Origin of the sequence: Halomonas organivorans (assembly GCF_014192055.1) — a bacterium.
In the GTDB taxonomy this organism is placed as follows: Bacteria; Pseudomonadota; Gammaproteobacteria; order Pseudomonadales; family Halomonadaceae; genus Halomonas; species Halomonas organivorans.
This window is the reverse complement of the sequence record NZ_JACHXM010000002.1, coordinates 1-25,862: the sequence shown is the minus strand read 5'-3', so window position 1 is coordinate 25,862 and position 25,862 is coordinate 1. Positions and strand designations below refer to the sequence as shown.

At 63.8% G+C, this 25,862-nt stretch carries 20 protein-coding genes; 9 read left to right on the top strand and 11 right to left on the bottom strand.

What is annotated here, in order from left to right:
• The first annotated feature begins 96 nt into the window (after window positions 1–96).
• Complete coding sequence (locus tag FHR96_RS02680) at window positions 97–1,416, top strand: NAD(P)/FAD-dependent oxidoreductase (RefSeq protein ID WP_183386124.1); 1,320 nt, start codon at window positions 97–99, stop codon at window positions 1,414–1,416.
• Window positions 1,417–1,673: 257 nt separating this feature from the next.
• Complete coding sequence (locus FHR96_RS02675; protein ID WP_183386123.1) at window positions 1,674–2,036, top strand: cupin domain-containing protein; 363 nt, start codon at window positions 1,674–1,676, stop codon at window positions 2,034–2,036.
• 524 nt (window positions 2,037–2,560) lie between these two features.
• Here the strand turns inward: FHR96_RS02675 and FHR96_RS02670 are convergent.
• Window positions 2,561–3,205 carry a cupin domain-containing protein gene (locus tag FHR96_RS02670; protein ID WP_183386122.1) on the bottom strand — a complete coding sequence of 215 codons (645 nt, stop codon included), beginning with the start codon at window positions 3,203–3,205 and terminating at the stop codon, window positions 2,561–2,563.
• 181 nt (window positions 3,206–3,386) lie between these two features.
• Window positions 3,387–4,838 (bottom strand): benzaldehyde dehydrogenase, encoded by a 1,452-nt coding sequence (locus FHR96_RS02665; protein ID WP_183386121.1) that lies wholly within the window; start codon window positions 4,836–4,838, stop codon window positions 3,387–3,389.
• A gap of 1,013 nt (window positions 4,839–5,851) precedes the next feature.
• Here FHR96_RS02665 and FHR96_RS02660 point away from each other — a divergent pair.
• Window positions 5,852–7,054: a hypothetical protein gene (locus FHR96_RS02660; RefSeq protein ID WP_221195677.1), complete on the top strand. Its 1,203-nt coding sequence runs from the start codon at window positions 5,852–5,854 to the stop codon at window positions 7,052–7,054.
• The gene (qhpG, locus tag FHR96_RS02655; RefSeq protein WP_183386119.1) at window positions 7,054–8,403 is read left to right on the top strand and encodes a flavin-dependent monooxygenase QhpG; all 1,350 of its coding nucleotides are present in this window, start codon (window positions 7,054–7,056) and stop codon (window positions 8,401–8,403) included. The genes FHR96_RS02660 and qhpG overlap by 1 nt, the downstream gene beginning before the upstream one ends.
• A gap of 47 nt (window positions 8,404–8,450) precedes the next feature.
• Here qhpG and FHR96_RS02650 read toward each other — a convergent pair whose 3' ends face one another.
• The 6 genes from FHR96_RS02650 to peaA all read right to left on the bottom strand — a co-directional run bounded on the left by FHR96_RS02650 (window position 8,451) and on the right by peaA (window position 15,333).
• The gene (locus FHR96_RS02650; protein ID WP_183386118.1) at window positions 8,451–9,104 is read right to left on the bottom strand and encodes a S8/S53 family peptidase; all 654 of its coding nucleotides are present in this window, start codon (window positions 9,102–9,104) and stop codon (window positions 8,451–8,453) included.
• Window positions 9,095–10,804, bottom strand: coding sequence for an ATP-binding cassette domain-containing protein (locus FHR96_RS02645; protein WP_183386117.1), 1,710 nt, complete (start codon window positions 10,802–10,804; stop codon window positions 9,095–9,097). Before FHR96_RS02645 ends, FHR96_RS02650 begins: the two co-directional genes overlap by 10 nt.
• A gap of 70 nt (window positions 10,805–10,874) precedes the next feature.
• Entirely contained in the window at window positions 10,875–11,960 is a 1,086-nt protein-coding gene (gene peaD / locus FHR96_RS02640; protein ID WP_183386116.1) for a quinohemoprotein amine dehydrogenase subunit beta, read from the bottom strand.
• Window positions 11,957–12,331: a quinohemoprotein amine dehydrogenase subunit gamma gene (qhpC, locus tag FHR96_RS02635; protein WP_183386115.1), complete on the bottom strand. Its 375-nt coding sequence runs from the start codon at window positions 12,329–12,331 to the stop codon at window positions 11,957–11,959. The genes peaD and qhpC overlap by 4 nt, the downstream gene beginning before the upstream one ends.
• Window positions 12,328–13,755, bottom strand: a complete 1,428-nt coding sequence (gene peaB / locus FHR96_RS02630; protein ID WP_183386114.1) for a quinohemoprotein amine dehydrogenase maturation protein — start codon at window positions 13,753–13,755, stop codon at window positions 12,328–12,330. Before peaB ends, qhpC begins: the two co-directional genes overlap by 4 nt.
• Before the next feature lie 9 nt (window positions 13,756–13,764).
• Window positions 13,765–15,333 carry a quinohemoprotein amine dehydrogenase subunit alpha gene (gene peaA / locus FHR96_RS02625; RefSeq protein ID WP_183386113.1) on the bottom strand — a complete coding sequence of 523 codons (1,569 nt, stop codon included), beginning with the start codon at window positions 15,331–15,333 and terminating at the stop codon, window positions 13,765–13,767.
• Window positions 15,334–15,747: 414 nt separating this feature from the next.
• Here peaA and FHR96_RS02620 point away from each other — a divergent pair, with 414 nt between their 5' ends.
• The 4 genes from FHR96_RS02620 to FHR96_RS02605 all read left to right on the top strand — a co-directional run bounded on the left by FHR96_RS02620 (window position 15,748) and on the right by FHR96_RS02605 (window position 18,241).
• On the top strand, window positions 15,748–16,335 hold the full coding sequence (locus FHR96_RS02620; protein WP_183386112.1) for a TetR/AcrR family transcriptional regulator: 588 nt from the start codon (window positions 15,748–15,750) through the stop codon (window positions 16,333–16,335).
• 73 nt (window positions 16,336–16,408) lie between these two features.
• Entirely contained in the window at window positions 16,409–17,182 is a 774-nt protein-coding gene (locus FHR96_RS02615) for an MBL fold metallo-hydrolase (RefSeq protein ID WP_183386111.1), read from the top strand.
• Window positions 17,183–17,219: 37 nt separating this feature from the next.
• The gene (locus tag FHR96_RS02610; protein WP_183386110.1) at window positions 17,220–17,642 is read left to right on the top strand and encodes an ester cyclase; all 423 of its coding nucleotides are present in this window, start codon (window positions 17,220–17,222) and stop codon (window positions 17,640–17,642) included.
• 50 nt (window positions 17,643–17,692) lie between these two features.
• On the top strand, window positions 17,693–18,241 hold the full coding sequence (locus FHR96_RS02605; protein WP_183386109.1) for a cysteine hydrolase family protein: 549 nt from the start codon (window positions 17,693–17,695) through the stop codon (window positions 18,239–18,241).
• 104 nt (window positions 18,242–18,345) lie between these two features.
• Here FHR96_RS02605 and FHR96_RS02600 read toward each other — a convergent pair whose 3' ends face one another.
• Both FHR96_RS02600 and FHR96_RS02595 read right to left on the bottom strand, forming a co-directional pair.
• On the bottom strand, window positions 18,346–20,244 hold the full coding sequence (locus FHR96_RS02600; RefSeq protein WP_183386108.1) for a sigma-54-dependent Fis family transcriptional regulator: 1,899 nt from the start codon (window positions 20,242–20,244) through the stop codon (window positions 18,346–18,348).
• 238 nt (window positions 20,245–20,482) lie between these two features.
• A complete protein-coding gene (locus tag FHR96_RS02595; RefSeq protein WP_183386107.1) occupies window positions 20,483–21,364 on the bottom strand; it encodes a LysR substrate-binding domain-containing protein in 882 nt (293 codons plus the stop codon).
• A 455-nt stretch (window positions 21,365–21,819) separates the two neighbouring features.
• Here FHR96_RS02595 and betT point away from each other — a divergent pair, with 455 nt between their 5' ends.
• Complete coding sequence (gene betT / locus FHR96_RS02590) at window positions 21,820–23,832, top strand: choline BCCT transporter BetT (protein WP_183386106.1); 2,013 nt, start codon at window positions 21,820–21,822, stop codon at window positions 23,830–23,832.
• A gap of 146 nt (window positions 23,833–23,978) precedes the next feature.
• Here betT and FHR96_RS02585 read toward each other — a convergent pair whose 3' ends face one another.
• Window positions 23,979–25,577: a BCCT family transporter gene (locus tag FHR96_RS02585; protein WP_183386105.1), complete on the bottom strand. Its 1,599-nt coding sequence runs from the start codon at window positions 25,575–25,577 to the stop codon at window positions 23,979–23,981.
• Window positions 25,578–25,862 lie beyond the last annotated feature (285 nt).

Here is a 25,862-nt window from a genome sequence, read left to right as displayed (position 1 = left end):
TCGGCCCAACACGCGGCGTCCACTGGGCGCCGCCTTCTTTCGAACCACCGGCCTGGCCGGTGATGACGTCGCGCCCCGGCGCGGCGGAGGTGCAGAATGTCACAAGCAACTCTTCCTCGTGACGACAAGTGCAATGGTTGGTATCAACTGCTCGATGACCCGAGACCGGCTCGTCGACTGAATGCTTGCGAGAGCGCCGACTGGCTGGTGATTGGCGCCGGCTTCACCGGGTTGGCCGCGGCCCGCCGCGTCGCCGAGCTGCGGCCCGGCGATCGTGTGGTGGTGCTGGAGGCCTTACGGGTGGGGCAGGGCGCCTCAGGTCGAAATACCGGTTTCGTCATTGATCTACCCCACAAGCGCGATCTTGAGGGTGACGATCTCGAGCGCAAGCAAAAGTTGCTGTCGCTCAATCGCGGTGCGGTGGATGATCTCGAGGAGTTGATCCAGCGTCACAGTATCGGGTGCGACTGGTCGCGTGCCGGAAAGTACCAGGGGGCGGTGGGGGAGCGAGGCCTCAAGTACCTCGATCACTACGAGCGCCTGCTCCAGGAATTCGACTACCCTTACCGTCGGCTGGATCGCGACGAGCTGGCGCCGATTCTCGGCACCCGGCACTACGCTTCGGCCATCTATACCGCCAACACCGCTCTGATGCAGCCCGCCGCCCTGGTGCGTGGCCTCGGCGAGACCCTGCCGGAGAATGCCGCGCTCTACGAGCATACCCCGGTAGTTGGCTTGTCCCACTCGAGCGGCCAATGGTGTGCGATCACGCCTGAGGGCGAGGTGCGTGCCACGAATCTGCTGCTGGGCTCCAACATCTATGCTCAGGAGTTCGGTTTCCTCAAGCACCGGGTGCTGCCGGTGATGACCTTCGCCAGCATGACCCGGGCGCTGACGGACGACGAGATGGCGCTGTTCTCGACCGCGCCTCACCATTTCGGGCTGACGCCCGCCGACCATGCCGGCACCACGCTGCGACTGACCCCGGATCGGCGGCTGATCGTGCGCAATCAGTACCGTTTCGTGCCGCACTACCACGACAATCTGGCCGAACGCACTCGCATTCGCCAGGGGCACCGCGAGTCCTTTGAGGCTCGTTACCCGACACTGTCTCATGTGCCGTTCGAGGCTACCTGGGGCGGGGCCTGCGGGCTGTCGCGCAACTACACGGCCTTCTTTGGCAAGGTTGGCAACAACGCTTGGATGTCCGGCGTCCACCAGAGTGTGGGTGCGGCTCGGGGCACGATCTCCGGCAAGCTGCTGGCGGAGCTGGCGACCGAGCAGGATTCCGCGCAGCTATCCGACATGTTGGCAGTCTCCGGCAAGCCGGCGCTCAATCCCCCTGAGCCTTTTCTGAGCGTCGGGGTGAAGATGCGCATGAAGCAGGCGGCCTGGGCCAGCCGCAGCGAACTCTAAGCTGAAACGGTCTGCGCTCGGCAATACGGCGTTAAAAATCGGCTCAAGCTGCTCATTTACGACTAGTAAACTCCGCGCTCTCTCCGATTTTTGCCTTGCGACTCACATGGATGTGGGAAGTGCGCTGGCCCGCAGGGAGCGGGCCTAGCTCTTGCCTTCGCTCGGCAACGTTTCAGAGACCGGACCAGTAGAGTGGCGGATACGCTGACGCTTATCCGTCCTGCGCTCCTTTTGATCAGATCCAAGCAAGGACCACCATGAGCGATACCCCCATTCGCGCCCTCAAGTTCGACCATCGCGACACCACCTTCCGCCATCGCGGCGGACCGCCCGGACACGCCGAGATCGGCCGCACCGTGGATACCGCCCTGAGTGAGACCATGGGCGCCGGCTTCGCCCGCTGGGAGGGTGCCGAGGTGGCCTGGACGGTGCTCTATGACGAGGTGATCTTCGTCATCGAGGGCGAGCTCGAGGTCACCGCCGCCGGGGAGACCCATCGCATCGAGCCCGGCCAGATGCTGTGGATTCCCGAGGGCACCGAGCTCGTCTACGGCGGGCATGCCTTGTTCGGTTATGCCCTCTATCCGGGCAATTGGAAGGTCCTGCATGGAATGAACTAACCGGGCCCTTGAGTATGCCGACACCTCGGGCGGCCCAAGGTAACGTCGACCGAGTAGGCATGCCAACAACGACCACACTTTTGACGTGGGATTTCGGTCACGAAAGCCAAGTCTCATGTCAGGGAAGGGGGGGGTACTACTGCCCCCTTCGTCTCGACGTCGAAGGAGGCCTCGTCTAGGTAATGGAATGTGACTGCTCCATCTGCCGAATGGCGAGCTTTCTGCATTGGATCGTGGGCGTCGATCTGCCTAGTATGTCCCGCCCGTGGCAGGGCTTGATCATGAGCCTGTCGATTTCTTCGCCTTGGAGACGACACCGATTCACCCTGTAGCGTGCCGGAGCCTGTGGCGAGGACGACGCTGCGGTATAATGCCGCAGAAGCGGCAGCACTAGTGCCGTGCCTCACCACTGCCCCCATATATAACTTGCGAGGTAATCGTTCTTGGCGTGCATGGCGCCACGCTTGCCGGGGCCAGCCGTGCCTGGCATGGAATTGTATCTGAAAATTTCTAACACATTTTTATCAATCAATATAGCTACGGTCTACATCTTTAGATGACATGTCATCCGGAAGGCAATAACCGTTGATCACCAAGGCTCGTGTAAAAGTCCTGGAGAGTGGGGCATGTATCTCTCCAATTCTCCAACGACGCCAGCTTCCCGCCGGGTAGCGATCTTGACCATCGATGATTTCTCCCGTCAGGACGAAGAAGTCTTCGCATCCCGGATGATTGTGTGGCTTCATGCGTGAGCCAGGCTGCCAACTCGTTAATATCACCTTATGGTGCGAGTCGTTCATGCTCACCATACTGGTGCCTTGGGTCACGCCATTCACCCAGGCGCGATCCTCAGGGCGCTCGATTACCGGGCCGCCGTTCAGGGGCGTGTCAATCGACCAACAGAGCAGACGTGCCCCTTCGGGGCCTCCGATGATCCTCCTGACGTCTGCCTGGCCGACATAGGTGCCGGCCTCATACATGTCATTGGCGCACGAAACACTACCGGTCAGCACGAACAAGTCGTGTGTGGTGCAGCTTGAATTGCTGAATGACTCGCCGCTTGGGATGTCCACGACGGATGTCGGCAAGACGTCTTCGGGAGAGGTCAGGGAAATGGAGTTAAGCTTCCTGGCAATAGGCGCGCTGAGATCGAGATGTTCATGGTGCATGGGGTGTGCCTCCTGAAAGGCTCTTGACTATCGAATTGAGGAAAGCGGATATCCTGGATCGTATTTGCCGGGCTGCAGCATTCATATTGATCATCCTTCGTGCCCGAGCTGCGTTGCCAGCCACTATAGAATCCATTGATACCCGGCCCTAGGATGGGCCGGGTATTCGTTTGAAGAGGATCTAGAAGGGGTACTGGATGCCTCGATCCATGACACTGACCCACTGTGTAGTGGTGAATTCCTCGAGGTTGGCTGGGCCGCCAAAGCGCCCACTGGTGCCCGAGCGGCCCATGCCACCGAAGGGCACCTGGAATTCGTTGTTCACGGTCTGGTCGTTGATATGCACCATGCCCACTCGGATGCGCTCAGCGATGTTCTGGGCACGTTCCGTGGAGCCGGAGTGGATGGCGGCGGCGAGCCCATAGGGCGAGGCATTGACCAGCTCGATGGCTTCCTCATCTGTGTCGAAGACGGTGATGGGGGCGACAGGGCCGAAGATCTCCTCGGCGAAGGCGGGCATCTCCGGCGTTACCTCGGCGAGCACCGTGGCGTCGAAAAAGTTGCCGTTACGCTTGCCGCCGGCCATCACCTTGGCGCCCATCTCGACAGAGCGGGTCACGATCTCCTCGACGCGGCTCGCCTGGGCCTCGTTGATCAGCGGACCGAGGTGTACCTGCTGCTGCCAGGGGTCCCCCGCGACCAGGCCGCTGGCGCGCTCGGCGAGCTTCTCGAGATAGCGCTCAGCCACCGAGCGGTGCACCAAATGACGTCCTGCCTGCATGCAGATCTGGCCCTGGTGAAGGAAGGCGCCCCAAGCCGCTGACGAGGCAGCAGCTTCCAGGTCTGCATCGTCGAGGATCACCATGGCGTTGTTGCCGCCCAGCTCCAGGGCGCACTTCTTGAGCATCCGTCCGCAGGTTTCGCCGATTCTTTCGCCCACGCCGGACGAGCCGGTGAAGGAGATCATCTTGATCTCCGGATGCTGCACCAGGGCCTCGCCGACATCGGCGCCACCGGGCAGCACGTGAAAGACGCCCTTGGGCACTCCGGCGGCCTCGAGGATCTCTGCCATCAGGGTACCGCCACTTACGGCGCTATCGGGGGCCGGCTTGAGGATTACGCAGTTGCCCATGGCAAGTGCAGGGAAGACTGACCGCATGGCAAGCAGGATGGGGAAGTTCCAGGGGGCAATGACTCCGACCGTGCCAATGGGGACACGTTTCCAGTAGTTGCGTCTGCCCGGGAGGCTGGAAGGGAAGATCTGGCCGGTAGGTTGCATGGGCAAGGCCGCGGCCATCTGCGCCTGTTCATAGGTGGCCTGCAGTTCCCACTCGGCCTTTGGTCCGATGGAGCCACACTCTCGGATATTCCAGCGGTTGATTTCCTCGGCTCGCTCCTTGAGTAGTGCCGCGGCGCGTCGCAGGATCTCGGCCTTCTGATCGAAAGCAAGTTCTGCCCAGTGCCGCTGTGCTTCGCTGGCGATATCGGCTGCTCTGCTTACGTCCTTTGCGGTGGCGGTCTGTACCTTACCAAGGATCTCCCCGGTGGCCGGTTCGATCACCTGTGCCTGAGGGCCGTCGGCGGGCTGCCATTGGCCCACATAGAGCTGAGATTCCCAGAGTGGCGTCGACATTTTGCAGTCTCCAGTTGTTGAGTGGGATGGGTGTTGGCCTGGTTATGCCGTGGACAGAGATCTTGCGTCACGGCAAGAACGCCTTCCCTCGGAGGCATCCGAAAGGGGGGAGACACCGGCGAAAGCGTGGGACCACACCGCATTTCTGTAGGCCGGGCGCTTGGGGGCCCTGTTGTCTCAAGCGTGTTTGTGATGATTGATACGCTCTAGCGATGCGAGAAGCGTGCCAGGCTGCATGCGGTATACGTATATCTTTAAAAACATGGAGTTATGCGGTCGCACTCTCAGCTCGGCTAGCGTTTCTGAATTTGGCATTGCTCAGGATGAGAAAAGGAATGTCCTTCCTTCTCAGTGTGAGACGGTGTCTCGCTCTGTTCGGTTGCCGTTGATTCCAGCGTCATATGGCCTTTCAGAAATACTTATGACCAATCAATGCTTTCTTGGTAGGAGTATGATGGCAGTGCACTCTGAGAGTGGAAAAGAACAGGTGTTAGGTTTATGGAGGTTGTTTATATAACAGCGGGTGACAAATATGGAGATACATGCTGCATGCATCGATGCTTAACGTTCGAGTGTTGATTCTTTAGATGACGGACAGTTTTTTCTTTCCCTCTAGAGTACCTGAATCATCTTGAGAATGTTAAATCTCAAATTGAATCACAATGGCGATATGTTCAGCGCGAAAGGGAGGCTTGTTTTAAAAAAATATATTTTTTCCAGTGGCTTGCGGGATGTTGTGGTTTGGCATTGTCCTTGCATTATCCCTGGGGCGGGCGCCGATAATATGCATGACCCACTCAATTGACATGATCCTTCTAATGATCAAATGAACCCTTGGCGCTCCACAGATACAGAGGCATGAAAGCTTCTAGACAGAAATCCAATAACGGACAAGGTGACTCGTGTATCAATCCATGCTTGCAAGGAACAATAAAACAGCCTTGGGTAGCCTATTGCTGGTCGCTGCCTTACCCGCCCAGGGGTATGAGATGACTGATCTGGGACATTCGACTGTGAATGTCGATGTCCAGGCCCTGATGGGCGTCTTTCACAGTGATCGTGGATATGCCTCCGGGGCCGCCGAGGCCGGGCGCCACCGCTGGCAGGAGGGCGTGCTGACCCTTGGCGCCGAGCTCAGCCCCAAGGCGGACGGCCTTTATGGCCGGGTCAGTACGGTGGGCACCGGTACCTGGGGCGATGGTGACGCCGCCGGCTTTACCTCGGGGAATGAGCGGGAATTGGACCTGGAGGACGCATTTCTAGGTTATCGCAGTGAATCGCTGGGGGCGCCTGATTCGCCCTGGAGCCTGGATATTTCCATGGGACGTCAGCCGATTACCCTGGGAGATGGTTTCCTGGTGGCCGGTGACTCCCTCAGCCTGGGCGATGCCCTGGGCGATGAGCTCGACCGCGGCGGTGCCTATTATCTGGCCGGGCGCAAGGCCTTCGACCGCACCGCCGTGGCGTCGCTTGGACACGCAGGCTGGCAGGGCCAACTGGCCTGGTTCGAATCGGATAATGTGGCGCAGGCCAGTACCGAAATGGCGGCCTTCAGCTTCTCCCATGATCATGGCAGCGGCCTGGTCGAGGCCAGCTACCTGCGCGGTCTGGGCGTCGACGAGGCCGAGGCCAGCGCCTTCCAGTCCCAGCGTGATGGCATGGACGTCTATAGTCTACGCTTCGAACAGCGTCTGGTGGACGAGGCGCTGACCCTGCGTGGCGAGTTCGCCCATCAGCGCAAGGACACTCAGGAGAACGCTGGATACCTTGAGCCGGCCTGGACCTTTGCCGAATTGCCCGGCCAACCCACCCTGTCCCTACGGTACAGTCGCTTCTCCGAGGCCTGGGATCCACTCTTTTATGGCGTCACCCGTGGCTATGGCACCTGGTTTCAGGGCGAGGTGGCGGGCAACTATGCTGGCCCCTTCAACAGTAACGCCGAGGCGTGGCGACTGGGCCTCACAGGGTCAGTTGACGACACGCTTTCGTTGGGCCTGCTGGCCTACGACTTCGAGACCCGGGACACGACCAGTCAGCCCGATATGGGCGGCCGCGAGCTCAATCTCTACGCCGAGTGGCTGCCCAACGACTGGCTCTATGTCTCCCCGCTGCTGGGCTGGTACGCTCCCGACAGGAGCGCGGCGCAGGGCGGTATCCAGCTCGGCGACGATGACACGTCTTCCTATGCCCAACTGCTGGTGGGAGTTTTCTTCTGATGACCCGAGCCGAGCCCAGCGAGGTGCTGATCGCCGGGGGCGGCCCTGCCGGGGCTGCCTTGGCCATGCTGCTTCACAGGGCCGGCCGGCGGATCACGGTGGTGGGGCGCTGTCGCGACTACCGCGCCATCGAGGGGATTTCTCGGCGCAGCCTCCAGGCCCTTCAGGGCCTGGGGCTGGACCGGGCCGCCGCCTGTGCGGTGGGCCCTCTACCACGCCGGGTCATCTGGGGTGGAGAGGCGCGGGCGCCGAACGCCGAGTGGTTGCTACCTCGCCCGGTCTTCGATGCCGCCCTGCTGGTGGATCTTCGCGATGCGGGTATCCCGGTGATCGAGGCGCGAATCACCGGCCTCGCGAGTGATGGCGATCAGGCTCGGCTGACCCTGGCTGATGGCCGGGTGCTTACCGCACCCTGGGGGGTGGAGGCCCGGGGGCGGGCGATGGCGAGGCGGCATTTTCACGACACGGCGCCATGGTCGACCCCGGCCTGGATCCTGTGCGGTGACGCCTCTGAAGCAACGCCGGCTAGTGCCGCCTTGTCGCTGTCCGGCGGCGGCTGGGCCTGGTGGTCGCGCCTTCACGGCCAGCAGTATCTGCAGCTGGCCCTGCCGGAGCCGACCCTTCAGCAAGCCCGCTCCGATCCCGACGCCTGGTTGGCCGCCCAGCCAACCCTGGCCACGCTATGGGGCGCCGCCAAGATCGACCACCATTATCGGCGCCCCGGCATGCCGGGACGCACCCGGGTCCGGCATGAGCGAGTCTGGCGTCTGGGGGATGCCGCCATGGCCATCGATCCCCTCTCCGGCCAGGGCATCTTCAATGCGCTCTCCTCGGCCCATGGCCTGGCCCCGGTCCTCCATAGCCTGCTTGAGGGCCAGGCCATCGCTCCCCTGGAGCGTTTCCACCAGCGTCGCCAGGATGCCCAGTACTGGCGCTTCGCCCGGGCCGGGCGCGATTTCTATCGCCAGGCCATGGCAGCCGAGCCGTCGCCCTATTGGGCGGTGCGCAGCCACTGGCCCGATCACCAGCTCATGCATCTGCCCGAGCCCTGGGCACGAGTGCGGGTGAAGCGCGGCCCGGCCATCGTCGGTACCCGCATGGCCGAGCGGGAGTTGGTGACTACTCCGGATCAACCGTTGGGCATCCAGGCGGTGGCGGGCTTGCCCCTGGCACCGCTGGTCAGGGCCATGCAAGCCGATGATCATGACCTGGCGGCGAGACTGCTGGCCGAAGCGGGTCCCGCGGCCTCGGCGGTGATCCACTGGTGGGCCGATCATTCTGACTGGCCGGTTCTCCCTGGTTCAGGCCTCGCGGTTGACACGCCGGCGTCCCGATTCGAAGAGCGGTGACAGCGTATGTTCCCCCCTGTCGGGGCGAGGCCTAGACTGTCATCCGGTCACCGCATTAGCGATTCGCCGACTTCCTTTGCTAGCCAATAGCCCAGGGCATGGGCCGCGGCGAAGCTGGCCCCGCCCAGGGGTGACGGTGTTCCCGCCGGTGGCGGCCCCGTCATCCAGGGCTGCCAAGGGCTCTCCACGCTCGCTCTTCGCGCCGCCCAGACGCAGGCATACCAGCGGCCATCGCGTCCCTGGCGCGGCGGGCCCGGCAACAGGCCCGCCGCGCCGCTGACCGCGATCACCCCGGGCCAGGCCGCGGGGTAGGTGGGTGCCCCGAAGCGGGGGCTCGAAGCGATGATCCGTGTGCCGGCGACCTGCAGTCGTTCCACCGCGGTCTGCAGGCGGTCATCGCTGCGGGGAAGCCCCAAGCTGCACAGCAGCCAGGCCGGGGGGGCCGTGGCGTACCATTCGAAGGCCGCCGCCAGGTCAGCGGCATCGGCAGTCAGACGCGTCTCGAACAGCTTGTAGAGAGCGATCTCCAGCCGCGATAGCGGCAGATAGTGGCCCAGGGTGGCGAGGATGGCCCGCCCATGGCCCAGCCGATCCTCGGCGTCAGGAGAGCCGGGTGAGTGGAAGCGTACCAGGGCCGTGCCCGCAGGCACGCCGCTATCGATCAGACCCAGGCTCGGCGTCTGGGTCGATATCAGAGGCACGACGCCGACTCCGAGACCGCGACCAGTCGCCCCGTCGCCAGACGGTAGCGGCCATCCAGATTCCTGAAATTGTCCCCTTGATGACTGATAATCAGCCGACTGGTATCGGCCAGCACCTGGTCGAGCAGGGTGTCGAAGGCTCGGGCGGCCTCAGGGTCGAGTGCCGAGGTGGGTTCGTCCAGCAACACCAGCCGGGGCTTCTTGAGCAGTGCCCGGGCCAAGGCCAACCGCGCCCGCTGGCCGCCGGAGACCCTGCCGCCCAGATCGCCCAGCTCGGTGTCCAGACCCAGGGGTAAGCCGTTGAACCAGTCGGAGAGGCCGACCCTCGCCAGGGCCTCGATCAGTTCGTGGTCCTTGGCCTCGGGCGCCAGAGCGCGCAGCGTCTGGGCCAGGCTGCCTCGCAGCAGGCTCGGGTGCTGTTCCACCCAGGCCACCCGCTTGAGCCAGTGGTGGCGGGAGAGCTCGACGAGTGGCACGCCATCCACGCGGATCGCGCCTTCTTCGGGCGTCTCCAGGCCCAGCAGCAGGCGAATCAGGCTGCTCTTGCCGGCCCCGGAGGGTCCCTCGATCAGCACCTTGGTGCCCGGTTCCAGGGTGAGCTCCACACCGTCCAGTAGCCATTCCGTTTGACCGGAGTGGCGGAAACGCAGGTGTTCGAGACGAATTTCATCGGGGCCGCAGGGGCGCTTTCCCAGGTAAGGATCGCGCATGGCCGGTTCGTCGAAGAGCTCGGCGAGGCGTTCGGCGCTGACCCGAGCCCGCTGCCAACCGCCATAGAGACCGAGTAGGCCGCCGATGGGTGCCATTACCATGCCCAGGTAGGCCAGCAGTGCCACCAGCTCGCCCAGTTGCAACCGTCCCTGGATCACCAGATAGCCGCCGAGCAGCAGCACCCCGGCCCGGGCCAGGGCGAGGATCAACTGTGGTCCCATGTCGCTGAGGAAGCCTACCCAGCGCACCGCCAAGAGGCGGCGCAGCTGTTCGTGACCGAGCCCCTGAAGGCGGTTGAGTCGCGAGGCTTCCAGAGCCTGGCCCTGAAACCAGGGTCCGTGGGCCAGGGTATCCTGCCAGAACCCGGAGATATCGCCACTCTGCTCGCGCAGTGCCTGTTGGCGACGGGTGAGCGCCGGCCGCCAGGCGCGAAGCCAGAGCCATTGAATGGGTACCAGAACCGCTATCAAGGCCATCAGCAGGGGACTGAAAACGCCGATCATGGCCAGGGCGCCCACCAGCCCCAGCAGGTTGGAGAGTCCGCCCAGCAGGCCATCCAGGGCGAAGCCCTGGAGGACCGACAAGTCGCCGTCGAGTCGGCTCATCAGGTCGCCTCGTCCCCGGGCCTGCCAGCGGGCCGGGGCAAGGCGCAGTAGATGACGCAGCAGCGAGCGGCGCAGCGACAGCAGCAGCCGGGCGGAGAGTGCCACGTGCTGCAGGCGGGTCACGCCCTGCAGGGTCAGGGTCACCAGGCCCAGCAGCACCAAGGCGGTCACATAGGTCACGACCCATGTGAAGTCGCCTTGAGTCAGGCCTTGGTCGATCAGCCGCTGGGTCAGTAGCGGTGGCAACAGCGCGAGCCCCGTGGTGAGCAGACTCAATGCCAGGAGCCGGGCCAGCGCCAGTCGCCGTGCCTTGAGGGGCCGGTAGAGCCAGCCCCAGGGCAACGCCTGGCTGGACTTGCGGCCACTCCCTGGTCTTGTGAGCATCGGCCTTTCCCCCCAACAAAAGGGCCGGTGACTCCAGGAGCCCCGGCCAACAGGGATGCGCGTCACGGTCTCAGAAGCGCGCCACCTTGAGAGTAGAGAAGCTCATGTCGCCTGGCAGCTGTATGCGCCCCAGGTCGTTGAGTTCATCATCATAGATGGCGATATCGTGGGAGGCCCCGCCCACGTAAATCCGCGAGCCATCGTAAGAGGTGTTGATGCTGTAGTAGGTATGATCGAGCTCGACGGCATCAACGGCTTCCTTGGAGCTACTATCTATCCTGGTGATGTGGTTAAAGACACCGTAGTAGATGTCCTTGTCGTTGGGATCCGGGACGATGGAGTAGAAGAGCGTCTCGAAGGGCACGATCTCTTTCCGCTCGGTTTCGCCAGTGGTCAGGTCGACCCGGTTAACCCCCCAATACCACGATTCATCCTCCGTGCCGGGGTATTTGGCGACGGCGTAGGGCCTGATGAAGTCGTTGGTGACCTCGCCAAGGGTCCATATCGAGAGGGAGTCGACGTCCCCGTAGTCCGGGTCATCCCAGCTACGGTTGGCGATGGCGGTCTCGATCTCGCCCGAGGACGGGTCCATGCGATAGATGTCCGGTCCTGCCAGGTAGAGGCTGCCATCCGCACCGGTTGCCATGATCAGTACCTGGCGGGGGGCAGGGAAGGTGGCGATGGGCTCGGCGTCGAGGCCTGCGGAGGTATCGTATACGGCCAGCTGTGGCTCGAGCACCCGGTAGTGATCGAGGTTTTTCTCGACACGGTCCCAGATGACGTAGACTCGCTTTCCATCCGGGCTGACGGCGATGGAGGTCATGGCCTTGGCGCCGATGTTGCCGTGCGGGCCGTGAGCGTGGAACACTTCATCGCAGTTGGTGAGATCGACGCCGACCACGTCTTCCCAGCGGTCATGCAGGATGTAGGCCGTGCGATTGTCCGGGGAGAGCTGCAGCGTGCCGGGGCCGAAGTCACCCTCGATGTCACAGGTGCGCACAATCTCCTGAGCCACGGGGTCGATCACATGTAGCTGGTTGGGATGTGCCATGGTGACCAGGTACTCGCGGACCTCGTCGGTGCCGGTCTCCGCGGCCAGCAAGGGTTGTCCTGCCAGGGCCATGAGGCCAGCCAGGGTAAGGCTGAGTCGCTTCATTGCTGATTTCCTCCCGGATAGACGGCACTGCCCGGATCGAGGCTGTCCAGCTTGCGCCAGTCGTCCTCGGCACGTGGGGCCCCTTCGGCCCAATCGGGATAGGTGTTCATGGTGTCCGGCACCTGGGCGGGCCACCAGCAGGGGTCGGCGCAGCCGTAGAGGTCCGCCTCCATGGGCTGGCACAGCGAGGCCACGCCGCCGAAAGGGTCCACCTCCCAGCCCGGATCGAAGCTCGAGGTACAGCCGGCCACGGTCTGCATGGCCTGGACTTCCTCCAGCGCCTCGGGAGTTGCGGCGCGTTCCATGGCGCGCGCCTTGCGGTTGAGTGGGGCCAGCCCCAGTTCAGTCAAGCTCTTCTTGTTATCGCTCATGCGCTCTGCCTCCCGGCCAGGGGGCCGTCGAGAAATGCGGGGTTATGACGCAGGATGCGCGCGTAGGCCTGGATGCCAAAGTCCACCCAGTCGCGCATCAGGTCGCAGTAGTGGTAGGTGGGGGTCATGGGATCGCCGTAACGGGCATAGCTCTCGTGGTAGCAACCGCCAGAGCAGAGGTTGCGGATCCGGCAGTCGGCACAGCCCCTTTCGCTGCGATCCGCCCGGGCCTCGACGAACTGCTTGAGGCCGTCATGGTCCAGGCCATCGTCGACGTTGCCGAAGGTCGGCATGTCGGAGCCGGTGAAGCGGTGACAGAGGTGCACGTCGCCGGCGTGATCCACCGAGACCAGCCCCAGGCCGGCGCCACAGGGCACCGCCTTGCTGCGCCCCTCCCAGAGATCGGTAAGCAACTGATTGAAGTTGCCGAAGCCGATGTCGCGCCCCTCGAGGGCGGCGGCCACGGCGCGTTCGCCGAGCGCGACCATGCCGTCGAAGACCGTCTGCAGTTCCTCGCTGGTGAGGTTGTATGCGGCCATGTCGCCGGAGGTCACCGGGGCGAAGCCCGCCTCGGCGAAGCCCAACTCGTTGACCAGGTGGTCGTGGATGCCGATCACGTCGGTCACCCCCCGGGTCAGGGTGACCCGGGCGCCCACCGGCCGCGAGCGGTAGTTGGCCAGCAGCGGCTTGATGCGCCGTGCCACAAGATCGTAGGTGCCCTGGCCGTTGACGGCGATGCGGTTCTTGTCGTGGATCGCCTTGGGCCCATCCATGCTGATCGTGAGACCGAAGCGGTGGGCGTCGAAGAAGGCGATCTTTTCCTCGGTCAGCAGGGTGGCGTTGGTCGTCAGGGTGAAGTCCACCGCCTTGCCGAGGCCGTGGATGCGCTGCTCGGCCCACTCGACGACCTCGCGGATCAGCGGCATGTTGCTGAGTGGCTCACCGCCGAAGAAGACGATGTTGTAGCGATCCCGCTGGGGCGCCTCGCGCAGCATCAGCTCGATGGAAGACTGGGCCGTGGCCAGATCCATCTTCTTGCCGTCACGGGGATTGTCGAGATCTTCCTTGTAGCAGTAGCTACAACTCAGGTTGCAGCCGGTGTTGACGTTGAGGACCACGGTGGATAGCGGGAACTGTTCCACCTCGACCGTGGGGTTGTAGGCCTGCACCGCGCCATCGGTGATCAGCTTCAGCGCCTTGAGCTGCTCCAGGCGCGCCCTGACGTCCTCGTGGCCGATGTCCTGCGACAGGTGACCGGGCAAGGCACCTGGATCCAGGCCTTCTGCACGGTCTGCCAGGGAGAGCAGTTCCTCGCTCAGGGCGTCCGGGGCGAACAGGCTGGTGGTGGGGATATGGAACCAAAGTGGTTCTCCTTCCACCTCCACCCGATGCAGGTTCTGGGGTATGGCTTGCAAGATTCCCATGGTGGCCTCCTAGCGCAGCGGCGGGTTGTTCCAGCGTTGCACGGTGACGATCAGGTGGGCGTCGTCCTGGACGTCCTCCTGGCCCACTACGCTGGCGGTAACCCGCAGGTTGCCGGCGTTGTTGGTGTCGAATCGGCGCAGCGGATTGGGGCCCGCGCCGCCGGGGGAGAAGATGCCAGTGGCGGCGTCCAGGGTGCCGGCATACTTGACGTCCTCCTCGTCCTCGGCGATCTCGTCCCAGGGGGCGACGCTCCAGGTCACCGGCACCCGCCCCAGGGGGATGTCGTCGCCCTCGGGGTTGTCGAGGTAGCCCTGGGCACTGAATACGCCGCTGACCGCCGGGGTAGCCTCGCTGGCGACCCGCGCCACACCGAGATCGGGACTCAACTCCAGGCGATCCACGGTCTGGTAACCGGCGAGCAGCGTATCGGCATCGGCCTCGCCCACCTGCACCGGCAGCCAACCGGGGGTAAGGTCGGAGGCGGTTTCTACGTCGAGCACCACCCGGCTGTCGCTGCGCTCGACTACCTCGTGCACCGTCACGCCCTCTCCCAGGTCGATGCCGCCTTTGCCCAGTCCGTGACCCAGCAACACCAGGCGCCCCCGCATGCCGGCCTGGAGTGCCGCCGGCTGGCTGGCCACCAGGGCAGGCGTGGCCACCTCGTCGGCGGGCAACATCTCCACCTGGATCCCGAAGGCCTCGTCACGGTCATCGAAGATGCGTCCGTTGGGGCGGTCACCGGCAAGATCCAGCACCTGCTTGAAGTCGTGGCCGTTGAGGTTCAGGTTGGCTCGCCACTCGTAGCCGGTGTAGACCATGGCTTGGCCCTCGCCGTCGAGTTGGCGGCCGTCGGTGAAGGCGCCGTCCAGGGTCAAGTCATAGGCGTCCTCGCCATCGGCTGCGGTGATGGTGACATCGGCATAGAAGTCGCCCTCGCCGGGCCAGTGGCCCCACAACTGCCAGTCGCCATCCGGAGAGTCGATCCCGTTATCCTGCCAGGCCTGCCAGGCCTCACTCTCCAATCCGTGACTGTCGCCCAGCCAGGGGGCGATATCGTTCAGGGCGATATCGAGCCAGTCGCGGTCCCGGGCCATCGACTGATATTCCAGGGTCGGGAACTGCCCGACATGGAAGTGCACAAGCCGTTCCCACTCCTTCTGGGGACGGCGTTGCAACAAGGGGCGACCACCGGTGTGGCAACGTGCGCACATCGCCTGGAAGGTGGGATGGTCGAAAGACTCTACCCGGTTGAGGCGGCGCTCGATCAAGGCGCGCTGGGGGGCGCTTTCCTCGGGAGCAAGGCCCCGTGTGTCTGACAGGTACTTGACGATGTCACGGCGCGCTTCCATGGGCACTGTGACGCCGTGCATGGTCTGCATGCGTATGATCGTCATGTCCCAACCCTCAGGCGTCTTGCGCTGTTGGCTGATGCGGCTCCAGCTTTCTGGGCCGTCCTGGGGCTGGTGACAACCCGAACAGTATCGATTGATGGCGTCGCTACCCGGAGAAGCCTGGGCAAGAGCCGGCGGCAGCAGCAGGGCCAGGCCAGTCAGTCCGGCGGTAAGTAGAGGATTCATCGGGGCGGTCTCTCCACGATTGTTTTTTGTCTGTCATGGTCGATCGAAGGTGTTGTTTCCAGCGACCTGAGTAACCTCGCTAAGAAATAGCAAGTATCGTGCCAGAGTTGTTCTTGGAGATATTCCCTTTTTTATCAGTGGGTTAATGGTTTTGTGCAGTGTGACTAGTGACCGCTTGTCTCAATTTGAAACTCCCGTGTCTCAGCGGGAAAGGTCAGGCGGCTGGGTTCTTGTCGCGACGAGGAGCTCCGACCGTAGGCGCGTGGATATCTGATCTGGAGCCTTCGGCAAATAGAGAGGGGAAGCGATGTGGTCTGGGCGATGGGCAGCATCAGTAGCGGTTCTCTTGCAGTTGGGGACCGATTGGTCCAGAATAGCGTGCATTGGTCCTTCTGAAAACAGAGTGGCAAGGCGATGGCACGACCACAGGCATTCAATACCACCGAGGCCCTGCATCAGGCCATGAATGTGTTCTGGCACAAGGGCTACGAGGCGACCTCGATGGCCGATCTCCTCGCGGCGACGGGGCTCAGCAAGAGCAGCCTGTATGCCGCCTTCGGCGGCAAGCGCGAATTGTTCGTGGCCGCGTTCGATGCCTACCGCGAGGCACGCGAACGGGAGATGCGCCGGATGCTCGCGCATAGGCCGGCACGGGAGGCCATCGAGGGCTTCTTCCGCAAGATTGTCCTCGATGCCGGAGACGGTGACCCCTCGCGTGGCTGCATGAGCATCAACCAGGCCGTCGAGATGGCGCCTCGCGACCCCGAGATTCGCGGGCGTGTCCTGCAGGACTTCACCCTGATCGAAGAGGCGCTGGCTGAGGCGATCGCACGCGGCCAGGCCGAGGGCTCGGTCGGCGACGCCTACGACGCGCGCCACCTGGCGCGCCTGCTGGTGCTGGCCTTTCCCGGCCTGCAGATCATGGTGCGCGCCGGCAGCGACAGGGCACGGCTCGACGACTCCCTGAACTCGCTGCTGTTCATGCTCGATCGAGACCACTGACACCTCGTCTTTTTTTGACCATTCTGGACCAACCGTTCCCGAAATGCTGATACACCCGAAGGAGACCCTGACCATGAAACTCCAGCAGATCCGCAACGCCACCGTGATCGTCGACTATGCGGGCAAGCGCTTTCTCGTCGATCCCATGCTCTCGCCCAAGGGCGCCTTTCCGGCGTTTCCGGGCACCGTCAACGATCACCTGTCCAACCCCCTGGTGGACCTGCCCATCCCCATGGGAGACATCCTCGCGGTCGATGCCGTCATCGTGACCCATACCCACGAGGACCACTGGGACGACACGGCCAGGCAGCACATTCCCAAGGACAAACCGCTGTTCGTGCAGAACGAGCAGGATGCGGAGGCGATCCGCGCCGAGGGCTTCTCCGACGTGCGGGTGCTTGGCGTCGACAGCGACTTCGCGGGCATCTCGCTGATCAAGACCTCGGGGCAGCACGGCAGCGACGCGATCATGGCCTCTCCCGCGGGCGAGCTGCTGGGCGAGGTCTGTGGCGTGGTATTCGCGCATCCCGAAGAGAAGACCGCCTATCTCGCCGGCGATACCGTCTGGAACGCCCATGTGCGGGACAGCCTGGCGACGCACCGGCCGGAGATCGTCATCCTCAATGCCGGCGATGCCCGCATCCCGGAGCTCGGCTCCATCATCATGGGCAAGCAGGATGTCCACGAGGTCCACAAGGCGGCGCCGCAGGCCACCCTGGTCGCGACCCACATGGAGTCGGTCAACCACGCCACGTTGAGCCGTGACGAGCTGCGGGCCTTCGCCGCCGAACAAGGGATGAGCGAGCGGCTCCTGGTGCCCGAGGACGGCGAGACCTGCGTCCTCTGAACTCTTTCCATTTACTGCCAAGCAGCGAGCCAACGACATGTCTACCGAAGTGAACAAGCAAGTGGTGTGCCGGTTCTACGAGGCCCTCCAGAATGAGGACTACGCTGCCGCGGCGGCACTGTGTCACCCGGACTTCGTGTTCTACCTGCAGATGGATACCCCCATTCACGGAGCCGATGGCTTCATCGCCTCGGAAAAGAAGAACTTCGATGCGTTTCCGGGCTTCAGCTTCCGGATCGAGCAGCTGATCGCCGAGGGTGATCGGGTGGCCGCCTACCTGGTCTTCGACGGAGTGCACACGGGCGGTCCCGTCGATGGCATCGCGCCGGCGGGAAGACACCTGCGCTTCTCGCTGCTGATGCTGCTGACGATCGCCGAGGGGAAGATCATCGAGAAGCGCGCGCACTTCGACCGCAGCGACATACGCCGTCAGCTGACCGGTGAGCCCGCGCTTCCGTGAAGGCATCATCCGCCCGTCCCGAACCGACCACAATCCGAGAGAGGAACACCATGAGCCAACGCGCCATCATCGTCGTCGATATCCAGAACGAGTACTTCCCGTCCGGCAAGCTGCCTCTGGTCGGCATCGAAGCGGCCGCGGCCAATGCGGCCAGGGTGATCCAGGCCGCACGCGCCGAGGGCGATACGGTCATCAATATTCGTCACGAGTTCCCTGATCCTCAGGCGCCGATCTTCACGCCGGGCAGTTCGGGCGTCGAGATCCATCCGGCCGTCGTGCCTCAGGACGGTGAAGCGGTGATCCTGAAGCACTCGCCCAATGCGTTTCGGGAGACGGACCTGAAGCAGCGACTCGATGCCGAGGGAGTCGAGGACGTCGTCGTCGTCGGGGCAATGAGTCATGTCTGTATCGATGCGACCAGCCGGGCGGCCGCCGACTTCGGCTACCGGGTCACCATCGTGCACGATGCCTGTGCGACCCAAGACGTCGAATTCGAGGGGCTGACCGTACCCGCGGCGCAGGCTCATGCCACCATCATGGCGGCGCTGGCCTTCGCCTACGGTACCGTCACGACGACCGGCGACTTTCTCGCCGCCTGAGCGTGTTGGCCCTGAGGTGGTGCGGCCGACAATGATCATGTCCCGGAAGGAGGGATAGCAGGGCAGGGCCGGCCGACTGGTTATATCGCCTTTGGCTGGTCCTGCTACGCCTTACGTTGCTTGAGTCGTCGATAAAGGGTGGCACGGCTGATGCCGAGCCGCTTGGCGGCAGCGTTGACGTTGCCTTCCTCTTGTGCCATCGCCTTTTCGATGGCCGCCCATTCCAGCGTTTGCAATGTTCCGACCGCTCTCCCGGACAAGGGGGAAGAGCGGGTCGTCGTGGTGCGCAGGAGATCCATCGGCAGGTGGTCAGGTTCGATCGTTACCTGGGCGTCCTCGGCCATGACGTCGGCATAGGTCAGGGCATGGCGCAGCTCGCGGACATTGCCGGGCCATTCATGGGCCAGCAGGATGTCCAGGCTGGCCACAGACAGCTGGCGTCGGCCTTCGGTGACCTGGTCGCACTGGCCGATCAGGAATTCGCGTAGCCCGGTACGCTCCCGCAGCGGGGGAATCGATAGGGGCATGCCCTTGATGCGGTAGAGCAGGTCGTCACGGAACTCGCCTAGAGCGACGGCTTCGGTCAAGTTGCGATGGGTGGCGCAGATCAGCTGGAAGTCGATGCGTTTGGTGGTTCTGCCCCCGAGCCGTATCACTTCCTGGGTCTCCAAGACTCTCAGTAGCCGGCTTTGAAGCGCGAGGGGCATATCGCCGATCTCGTCCAGGAAGAGGGTGCCCCCATCGGCTTGCTCGATCTTGCCGGGGGCTCCGCCGCGGCGAGCACCGGTGTAGGCGCCTTCCATGTGGCCGAAGAGTTCGCCCTCGATCAGGGCCTCGGGGATGGCGGCACAATTGATCGCGACGAACTCACCACTGTGCTTGTCGCTGTTGCGATGGAGCGCTTGGGCCATCACCTCCTTGCCGGTGCCGGTATCGCCCTGGATCAGGATCGGCAGTCTCTTGCTCATTGCCCTGAGTGCCAAAGTGGTCTGGGCGTTCAGGGAGGGATCACCGAAGTCGGGCGTACGAGGTACGGGGGGCGGCGAATCATTGACGGGACGGCGTTGCGCCGATCCCTGGATGAGACATGGCGTCTGCTGGCTGAAGGGATGCAGGGAGAAGGAGAGGCCGGAATGAGCTTGACCCAGAATGGGAGACTGCCGGCGGCGGGCGGCGTCCACCACGGATTCGAAGCGAAGATCGAACAGATCCTGGAAGCCACGCGGGCCATCGGTGGTCGTCAGGCCCATCACTTCGCGCACGCGAGGGGTCATGCCAAGGAGTTCGCCTTCAGCGCCCAACGCGATCAGCATATCGTCGGAGGCCGGCTCCTGCAGCTCCCAGTCCAGCCGGAGTACCAAGTAGGGCTCCAGCATGGCCATCAGCCGACGCTCGATGGTCTTCGCGCATTGGGTCACGAGCGAGAGTGCACTGCCCTGAACGAGGGGATGCTCACGGGTGATATCGATCGAGCCGATGGTCCGGCCCTGGGGGTCGATGATCGGTGCGGCGGCACAGTGGAGAATATGGTTGGCGCTGAGGTAGTGCTCTGGACCAGAAACGGCGACCGGTCGGCCTTCCGAGAGTGCACAGGACATCGCCGAGGTGCCGATACGTTGTTCGGAGAGATTGACGCCCTGGCGGAAGGCCTGCTTGACGAGCCTGTCAGCACGGGAGCTACCACGATAGGCACTCAGGGCATGGCCTCGGTGATCGGTGAGCAGCAGGGCATAACCAGCGCCGCTGACCGTGCGATTCAGTTGCTCGAGTGGCTCGTTGGCGGCCTCCATGAGCGTACGGCTCGCTTCCAGAAGTTCAGCGAGACCGGATCGAGCCAGGGTGTCGTACTCGACCCGCTCTGTGACGCTCTTGTGCTGAGCCGTGCAGCGCTGCCACGAATTGAGGATGGCATCGTCGACGAGTCCGGTGGGGAGCTGCCCGCGCTGGAAAAAGGCCTCGCGAGCCTCTTTGGAGCGCTGGATGGAAGAGCTGGGCATGTTCATGTGTAGTCTCCACTCGGTGCCAGGATTTTTGTTCTCATGCCGCTATGGATGGATTCAAGCGAGAGTCTGGGCCGACCTGCCTACTCTACACTCCAAAGCCAATCAGGGCATGGACTCGGTTACCTACGGAAGACATGACCTCGCGTTCGCCGCTGTGCCCTTAGTGCAGCTCATGGCATGGAAGCCCCATGAGACGATATCGGTGTTTGTCGTTGATGCGTCGCGAACGCGAGGACGATTAGCGAGCCGATCGGCTCTTGATATGCGCCTGCAGCTGAATGGCCAGCTGTTGGGCCGCCTCACTGGGGCGACCGGGGCTGCGGTGCAGGGTGATCTCCGTGGTCTGAAGCTCCGGCAGGCCTTCTTCCAGGCCCAGGATTCTTAGCTCTTGGCCCATCATTGAAGGCGTCAGCACGGTGATCGCAAGCCCCGCCCGAACCGCGGCCGAGAGTCCTGAGAGGCTGGCGCTGGCGTAGGCGATGCGCCAAGGGATGCCTGCTGCCTCGAGGGCGGCGATGGCCCGCTCGCGAAAGATGCAGACGCCTTCCTTGGACACCGCGAGCGGCAAGGGGGAGCGTTGGTGGGTGTCATAGCCGGCGGCACCTGCCCATACCATCGGCTCGCGGCACAGCACCTCGCCGCCGGGGCTGTTGGGCTGACGCGTCGCGACCGCCAGGTCCAGGGCGCCCGCCTGCACGTCCTGCACCAGATCGACGCTCAAGCCGCAGCGTACTTCCAGCTCGACGCCTGGAAAGCGCGCCTCGAACGCCGACAGCGCCTCGGGAAGATAGATGACGTAGTCGTCGGGGATCCCCAGACGTACCACGCCATCGAGCCGCTGCTCGCGAAGGTCCTGCCAGGCGAGGGCGTTCTGGCGCAGCATCTGACGGGCATGCGCCAGTAGGCGCTCACCGGAAGGCGTGGGCAGGGCGAGCCGCTGCCCACGCTGCAGCAGCTGGCAGTCGAGCGTGTCTTCCAGTCGCTTCATGTGGGCGCTGACGGTGGATTGCGCCATGTGCAGCCGTTCGGCCGCCACGGTGAAGCCACCGCTTTCCACCACGTTGACGAAGGTATTGAGCACGACGAGATCCAGGGGGCGCGGGACGCCGGGAGAGGTCATCACGTTTCCTGATGGTTCTATCAAAAAGCTTCGTTTCCATGATACGGCAATCTTGCCCAGAATGCCGGCCCGACATCCCCGGCCCATCGCGGGCCTTCACGACTCGGCGTGCAGGCCGGCGCCCGGCCGGACTCTCGGCCACATCGCCTGCGCCGGCTGCCCATGGGGGCGCCGACCGCGGCCCCAGGCGTTCGATCGGCCGCGAAACGCCCGGCCAACCATTCCGACCCGTCACGCTCCCCGGTTGCCCTCCTGAAGGAAGCCGGCGACGGCTCGAAGCCAGCCGCTCTCGATGAGAGGCGGGGCATTCGGACCGGGTGGCGCGCCCGGCCTTCGCTCCTGCCTCCAGGGCCGACCGGAAAGATTCGACCCATACGGACGACCGGGCTCGTGCGTCCGGCGGTGCCTCTCGTGCGCCCGGTCGTATCATCACCACTCACATGTGAAAGAGAATTATGCATCACAACGGAAGCGGCCCGGTGGCCGGCATCAATCCACCGGTTTTCTATCCATCGGCCGGCATCATACTGGCCTTCGTACTGTTCACGGTCGTCATGCCCGATACCGCCGGTGCCTGGTTCGGTTCCCTGCAGGACTGGATCATCAGCACCTTCGGCTGGTTCTACATGCTGGCCATGGGCATCTACCTCGCGCTGGCACTGATTCTGGCCTTCAGTCGCTACGGTCGCATCAAGCTCGGCCCCGATCACAGCGTACCGGACTTCAGCTACGTCTCCTGGTTCGCCATGCTGTTCTCCGCCGGCATGGGCATCGGCCTGATCTTCTACGGCGTGGCCGAGCCGGTCTTCCACTTCGCCGGCCCGCCAATGGGCGAGCCCGAGACGGCCACGGCCGCGCGTGACGCCATGCGCCTGGCCTTCTTCCACTGGGGCATGCATGCCTGGGGCGTCTACGCCATCGTCGCGCTGGCGCTGGCCTACTTCAGCTTCCGTCATGGCCTGCCATTGCGCATCAGCTCGGCGTTGTATCCGCTGATCGGCAAGCGCATCCACGGCCCGATCGGGCATGCCGTCGACGTCTTCGCGGTGTTCGGCACCATGTTCGGCATCGCCACCTCGCTGGGGCTCGGCGTGATGCAGATCAACGCCGGCCTGAACTACCTGTTCGACATTCCGTCGACCCCCATGGTGCAGCTGGGGCTGATCGCCCTGGTGACCGGCATCGCGACCATCTCCGTGGTCGCCGGCCTGGACGGCGGCATCCGTCGCATCTCCGAGTGGAACCTGCGCCTGGCCGTGCTGCTGCTGGTGTTCGTCGCGGTCACCGGCCCGACGCTGTTCATCTTCCAGTCGCTGGCCCAGAACGTCGGCACCTATCTCTCCTCCGCACTGGACATGACGTTCAACGTCTATGCCTACGTCGGCGACGAGGAGACGGAGTCCTTCATGGGCGGCTGGACGATGTTCTACTGGGCGTGGTTCATCGCCTGGTCGCCGTTCGTCGGCATGTTCGTGGCGCGCGTCTCGCGCGGCCGCACCATCCGCGAATTCGTGCTCGGCGTGATCTTCGTGCCCGTCGGCGTGACCTGCGTGTGGCTGACCGTCTTCGGTGACACGGCCCTGCACGGCATCATGAACGGCGCCATGCCGAACCTGGTCGACCAGGTGTTCGACGACAGCGCTACCTCGCTGTTTCACTTCCTGGATACGCTGCCGCTGGCCAGCATCTCCTCGGTGGTCGCGACCCTGCTGGTCATTACCTTCTTCGTGACCTCGTCCGACTCGGGCTCGCTGGTCATCGACACCCTGACCGCCAAGGACGACGGCGAGCCGGCGGTCTGGCAGCGTGTCTTCTGGGCGGTCGCCGAAGGCCTGGTGGCATCGGCACTGATCCTGGCCGGCGGCAGCAACGTGCTGTCCGCGCTGCAGGCCGCCTCGCTGGCGTCGGCCCTGCCGTTCGCGCCGATCCTGATCCTGGTCGGCTTCGGGCTGTTCAAGGCGCTGCGCATCGAGGCCTGCAAGCGCGACAGCCTGCAGCACGTGGCCAATACTCCCGGGCACGTCGCACGCATCGGCGCCGAGCAGGACTATTCCTGGCAGGATCGGCTCGGCGTGCTGGTGTCCTCGCCACGCCGTCAGCAGGTCATCGATTTCCTCGACGAAACCGTCGAGCCGGCGATGCGGGAGGTCGCCAAGGAGTTCGAGAAGCGCGAACTCGACGTACGCATCACCCGCGAGGAGGATCGCTGCACGATGCGAGTAGGGCACGGCGACGAGGCGGATTTCCTCTATGGCGTGCGCGCTCGTGCCTATGCGGCGCCGTCTTTCACCTACCGTGGCCTGGGCAAGTCAACGAAAGATGTCGACAAGAGCCACTATCGTGCCGAGGTCTTCCTGCATGAAGGAGGGCAGAAGTACAGCATCGTCGGCTACCTTCAATCCCAGGTGATCGGCGATATCCTCGACCAGTATGAGAAGCACCTGCACTTTCTGCACCTGGTGCGGTAGCGCAGGACGCTGACCGACAAAGCTGCCCACGGCCTCGTGGGCAGCTTTTTTTATGTCCATGCCCCGAACCGAGACTTGCTTCCCGGCCCTGGCTATTGCCGGGCCAAGGCCAGGAGGTACTTGATGGTGGAGTTCCGGCTTGTCGGTCAGCTTTCCCGAGGGACCGGCACCGCCTTGGCGATCGGCTCCTCGAGCAGCGAGCGGTACAGGCTGATCGAGATCACCAGGATGAAGAGGGCGATCGGGAAGCCGGCGATGATGGAGGCCGTCTGGATCGTCTCGAGCCCCCCGGCATAGAGCAGGGCTCCGGCGATGCAGGCGATGATGATGCCCCACAGCACCCTGATCGACTGGGGCGGCTCCTGGTGCCCGCCGCTGTCGAGAATGCACAGCACCAGAGTCCCCGAGTCCGCCGAGGTGATGAAATAGGTCGCCAGCAGGACGACCACCAGCAGCGACAGGATGCTGCCGAACATGCCGGGGTCGATGGCGTCGAACATCGCGAACAGCGCCGTGGGCGTGTCTTCCTGTGTGGCCTTGAGGATGGCGCCGCCGGTGAACTCGCTGTCGGCGGCGATCTGGCCGCTGGCCACCGCCTGCTCATGGGCGTGACGGACCTGCTGTTCCTCGTACAGCGCGCTGCCGCCGAACACCGCGATCCACACGAAGGTCACCAGGGTCGGCACGATCAGGGCGCCGGCGACCAGCTCGCGGATGGTGCGTCCCCGGGAGATGCGGGCGATGAACATGCCGACGAACGGCGACCACAGCATCCACCAGGGCCAGTAGAAGGCGGTCCACCAGTTCTGCCAGCCGGTATCGCCGTTGGCATCGGCCCACAGGCTCATGCTCGCCAGGTTGTTGATGTAGCCGCCGGTGCTCTGCAGCAGGGTATTGAGGATGTAGCGGGTCGGGCCGATGGCCAGTACCAGGATCACGATCACCGAGGAGAGCAGCATGTTCCACTCCGACAGCCGACGGATGCCGCGCCCCACGCCGGACATCACCGACAGCACGGCGAAGAAGGTGATCAGGGCGATCATCCCCAGTTGCATCCACATGCCGATCTCGACGCCGAAGACGCTCTTGAGCCCGCTGCTCATCTGGATCACGCCCATGCCCAGCGAGTTGGAGATGCCGAGCGCGGTGATGGCCACGGTCAGGATGTCCACGACGTCGCCGATGCGGCCGTGGACCCGCTCGCCGATGAAGGGGTACAGGGTCGAGCGCAGTGTCAGCGGCAAGCCCTTGCGATAGGAGAAGTAGGACAGCACCAGCGCCACGATGATGAAGGTCGCCCAGGGATGCAGCCCCCAGTGGAAGAAGCTGATGCGCATCGCCATGTTGGCGGCTTCGTCGGTCAGCCCCTCGGTGAAGGGGTTGCCGGCATAGTGCAGCATGGGCTCGCCGACCGACCAGAACAGCAGGCCGATGCCCATGCCGCCGGAAAACAGCATGCTGACCCAGGACATGAAGCTGAATTCGGGACGCTCGTCATCCTTGCCCAGGCGGATGTGTCCGAAGCGGCTCATCATCAGATACAGCAGGAACGCCAGCACGGCGCTGACCAGCCCCAGGTAGAACCACTTGGCATTATTGAGGACGGCGGTGGAGATCTCCTGAAAGATGACGCCGGCCTGATCGGCCATGATGGCGCAGAACGTCACGAAACCGATGACCAGGATTTTCGAGGCGATGGTGACGGTGGGGTTGAGGCCCTTTAATAGGCCACTCTCGGATTGCATGGGGTCACTCTCGATTGTTGTTGCTATGGAAACATCGGCAAGGCGTCTCGCCGATGTCCGTTGTACAGCGCCAGTGAAGGGAAGTGTCTGGATCGTGTGAGAAATTCGGGCCCCGGAAGGCGCTACCCGGCGGGCCACTCGAAAACGGCCTCGCTCATTGCTGAGCGAGGCCGTTCGGTTCCAGGTGCTGTCAGGCCGCCACGCTGCCGTGGGGGTCGATGACGAATTTCTTGGCGGCCCCGCCATCGAAGTCGGCGTAGCCCTTCGGCGCCTCGTCCAGGGTGA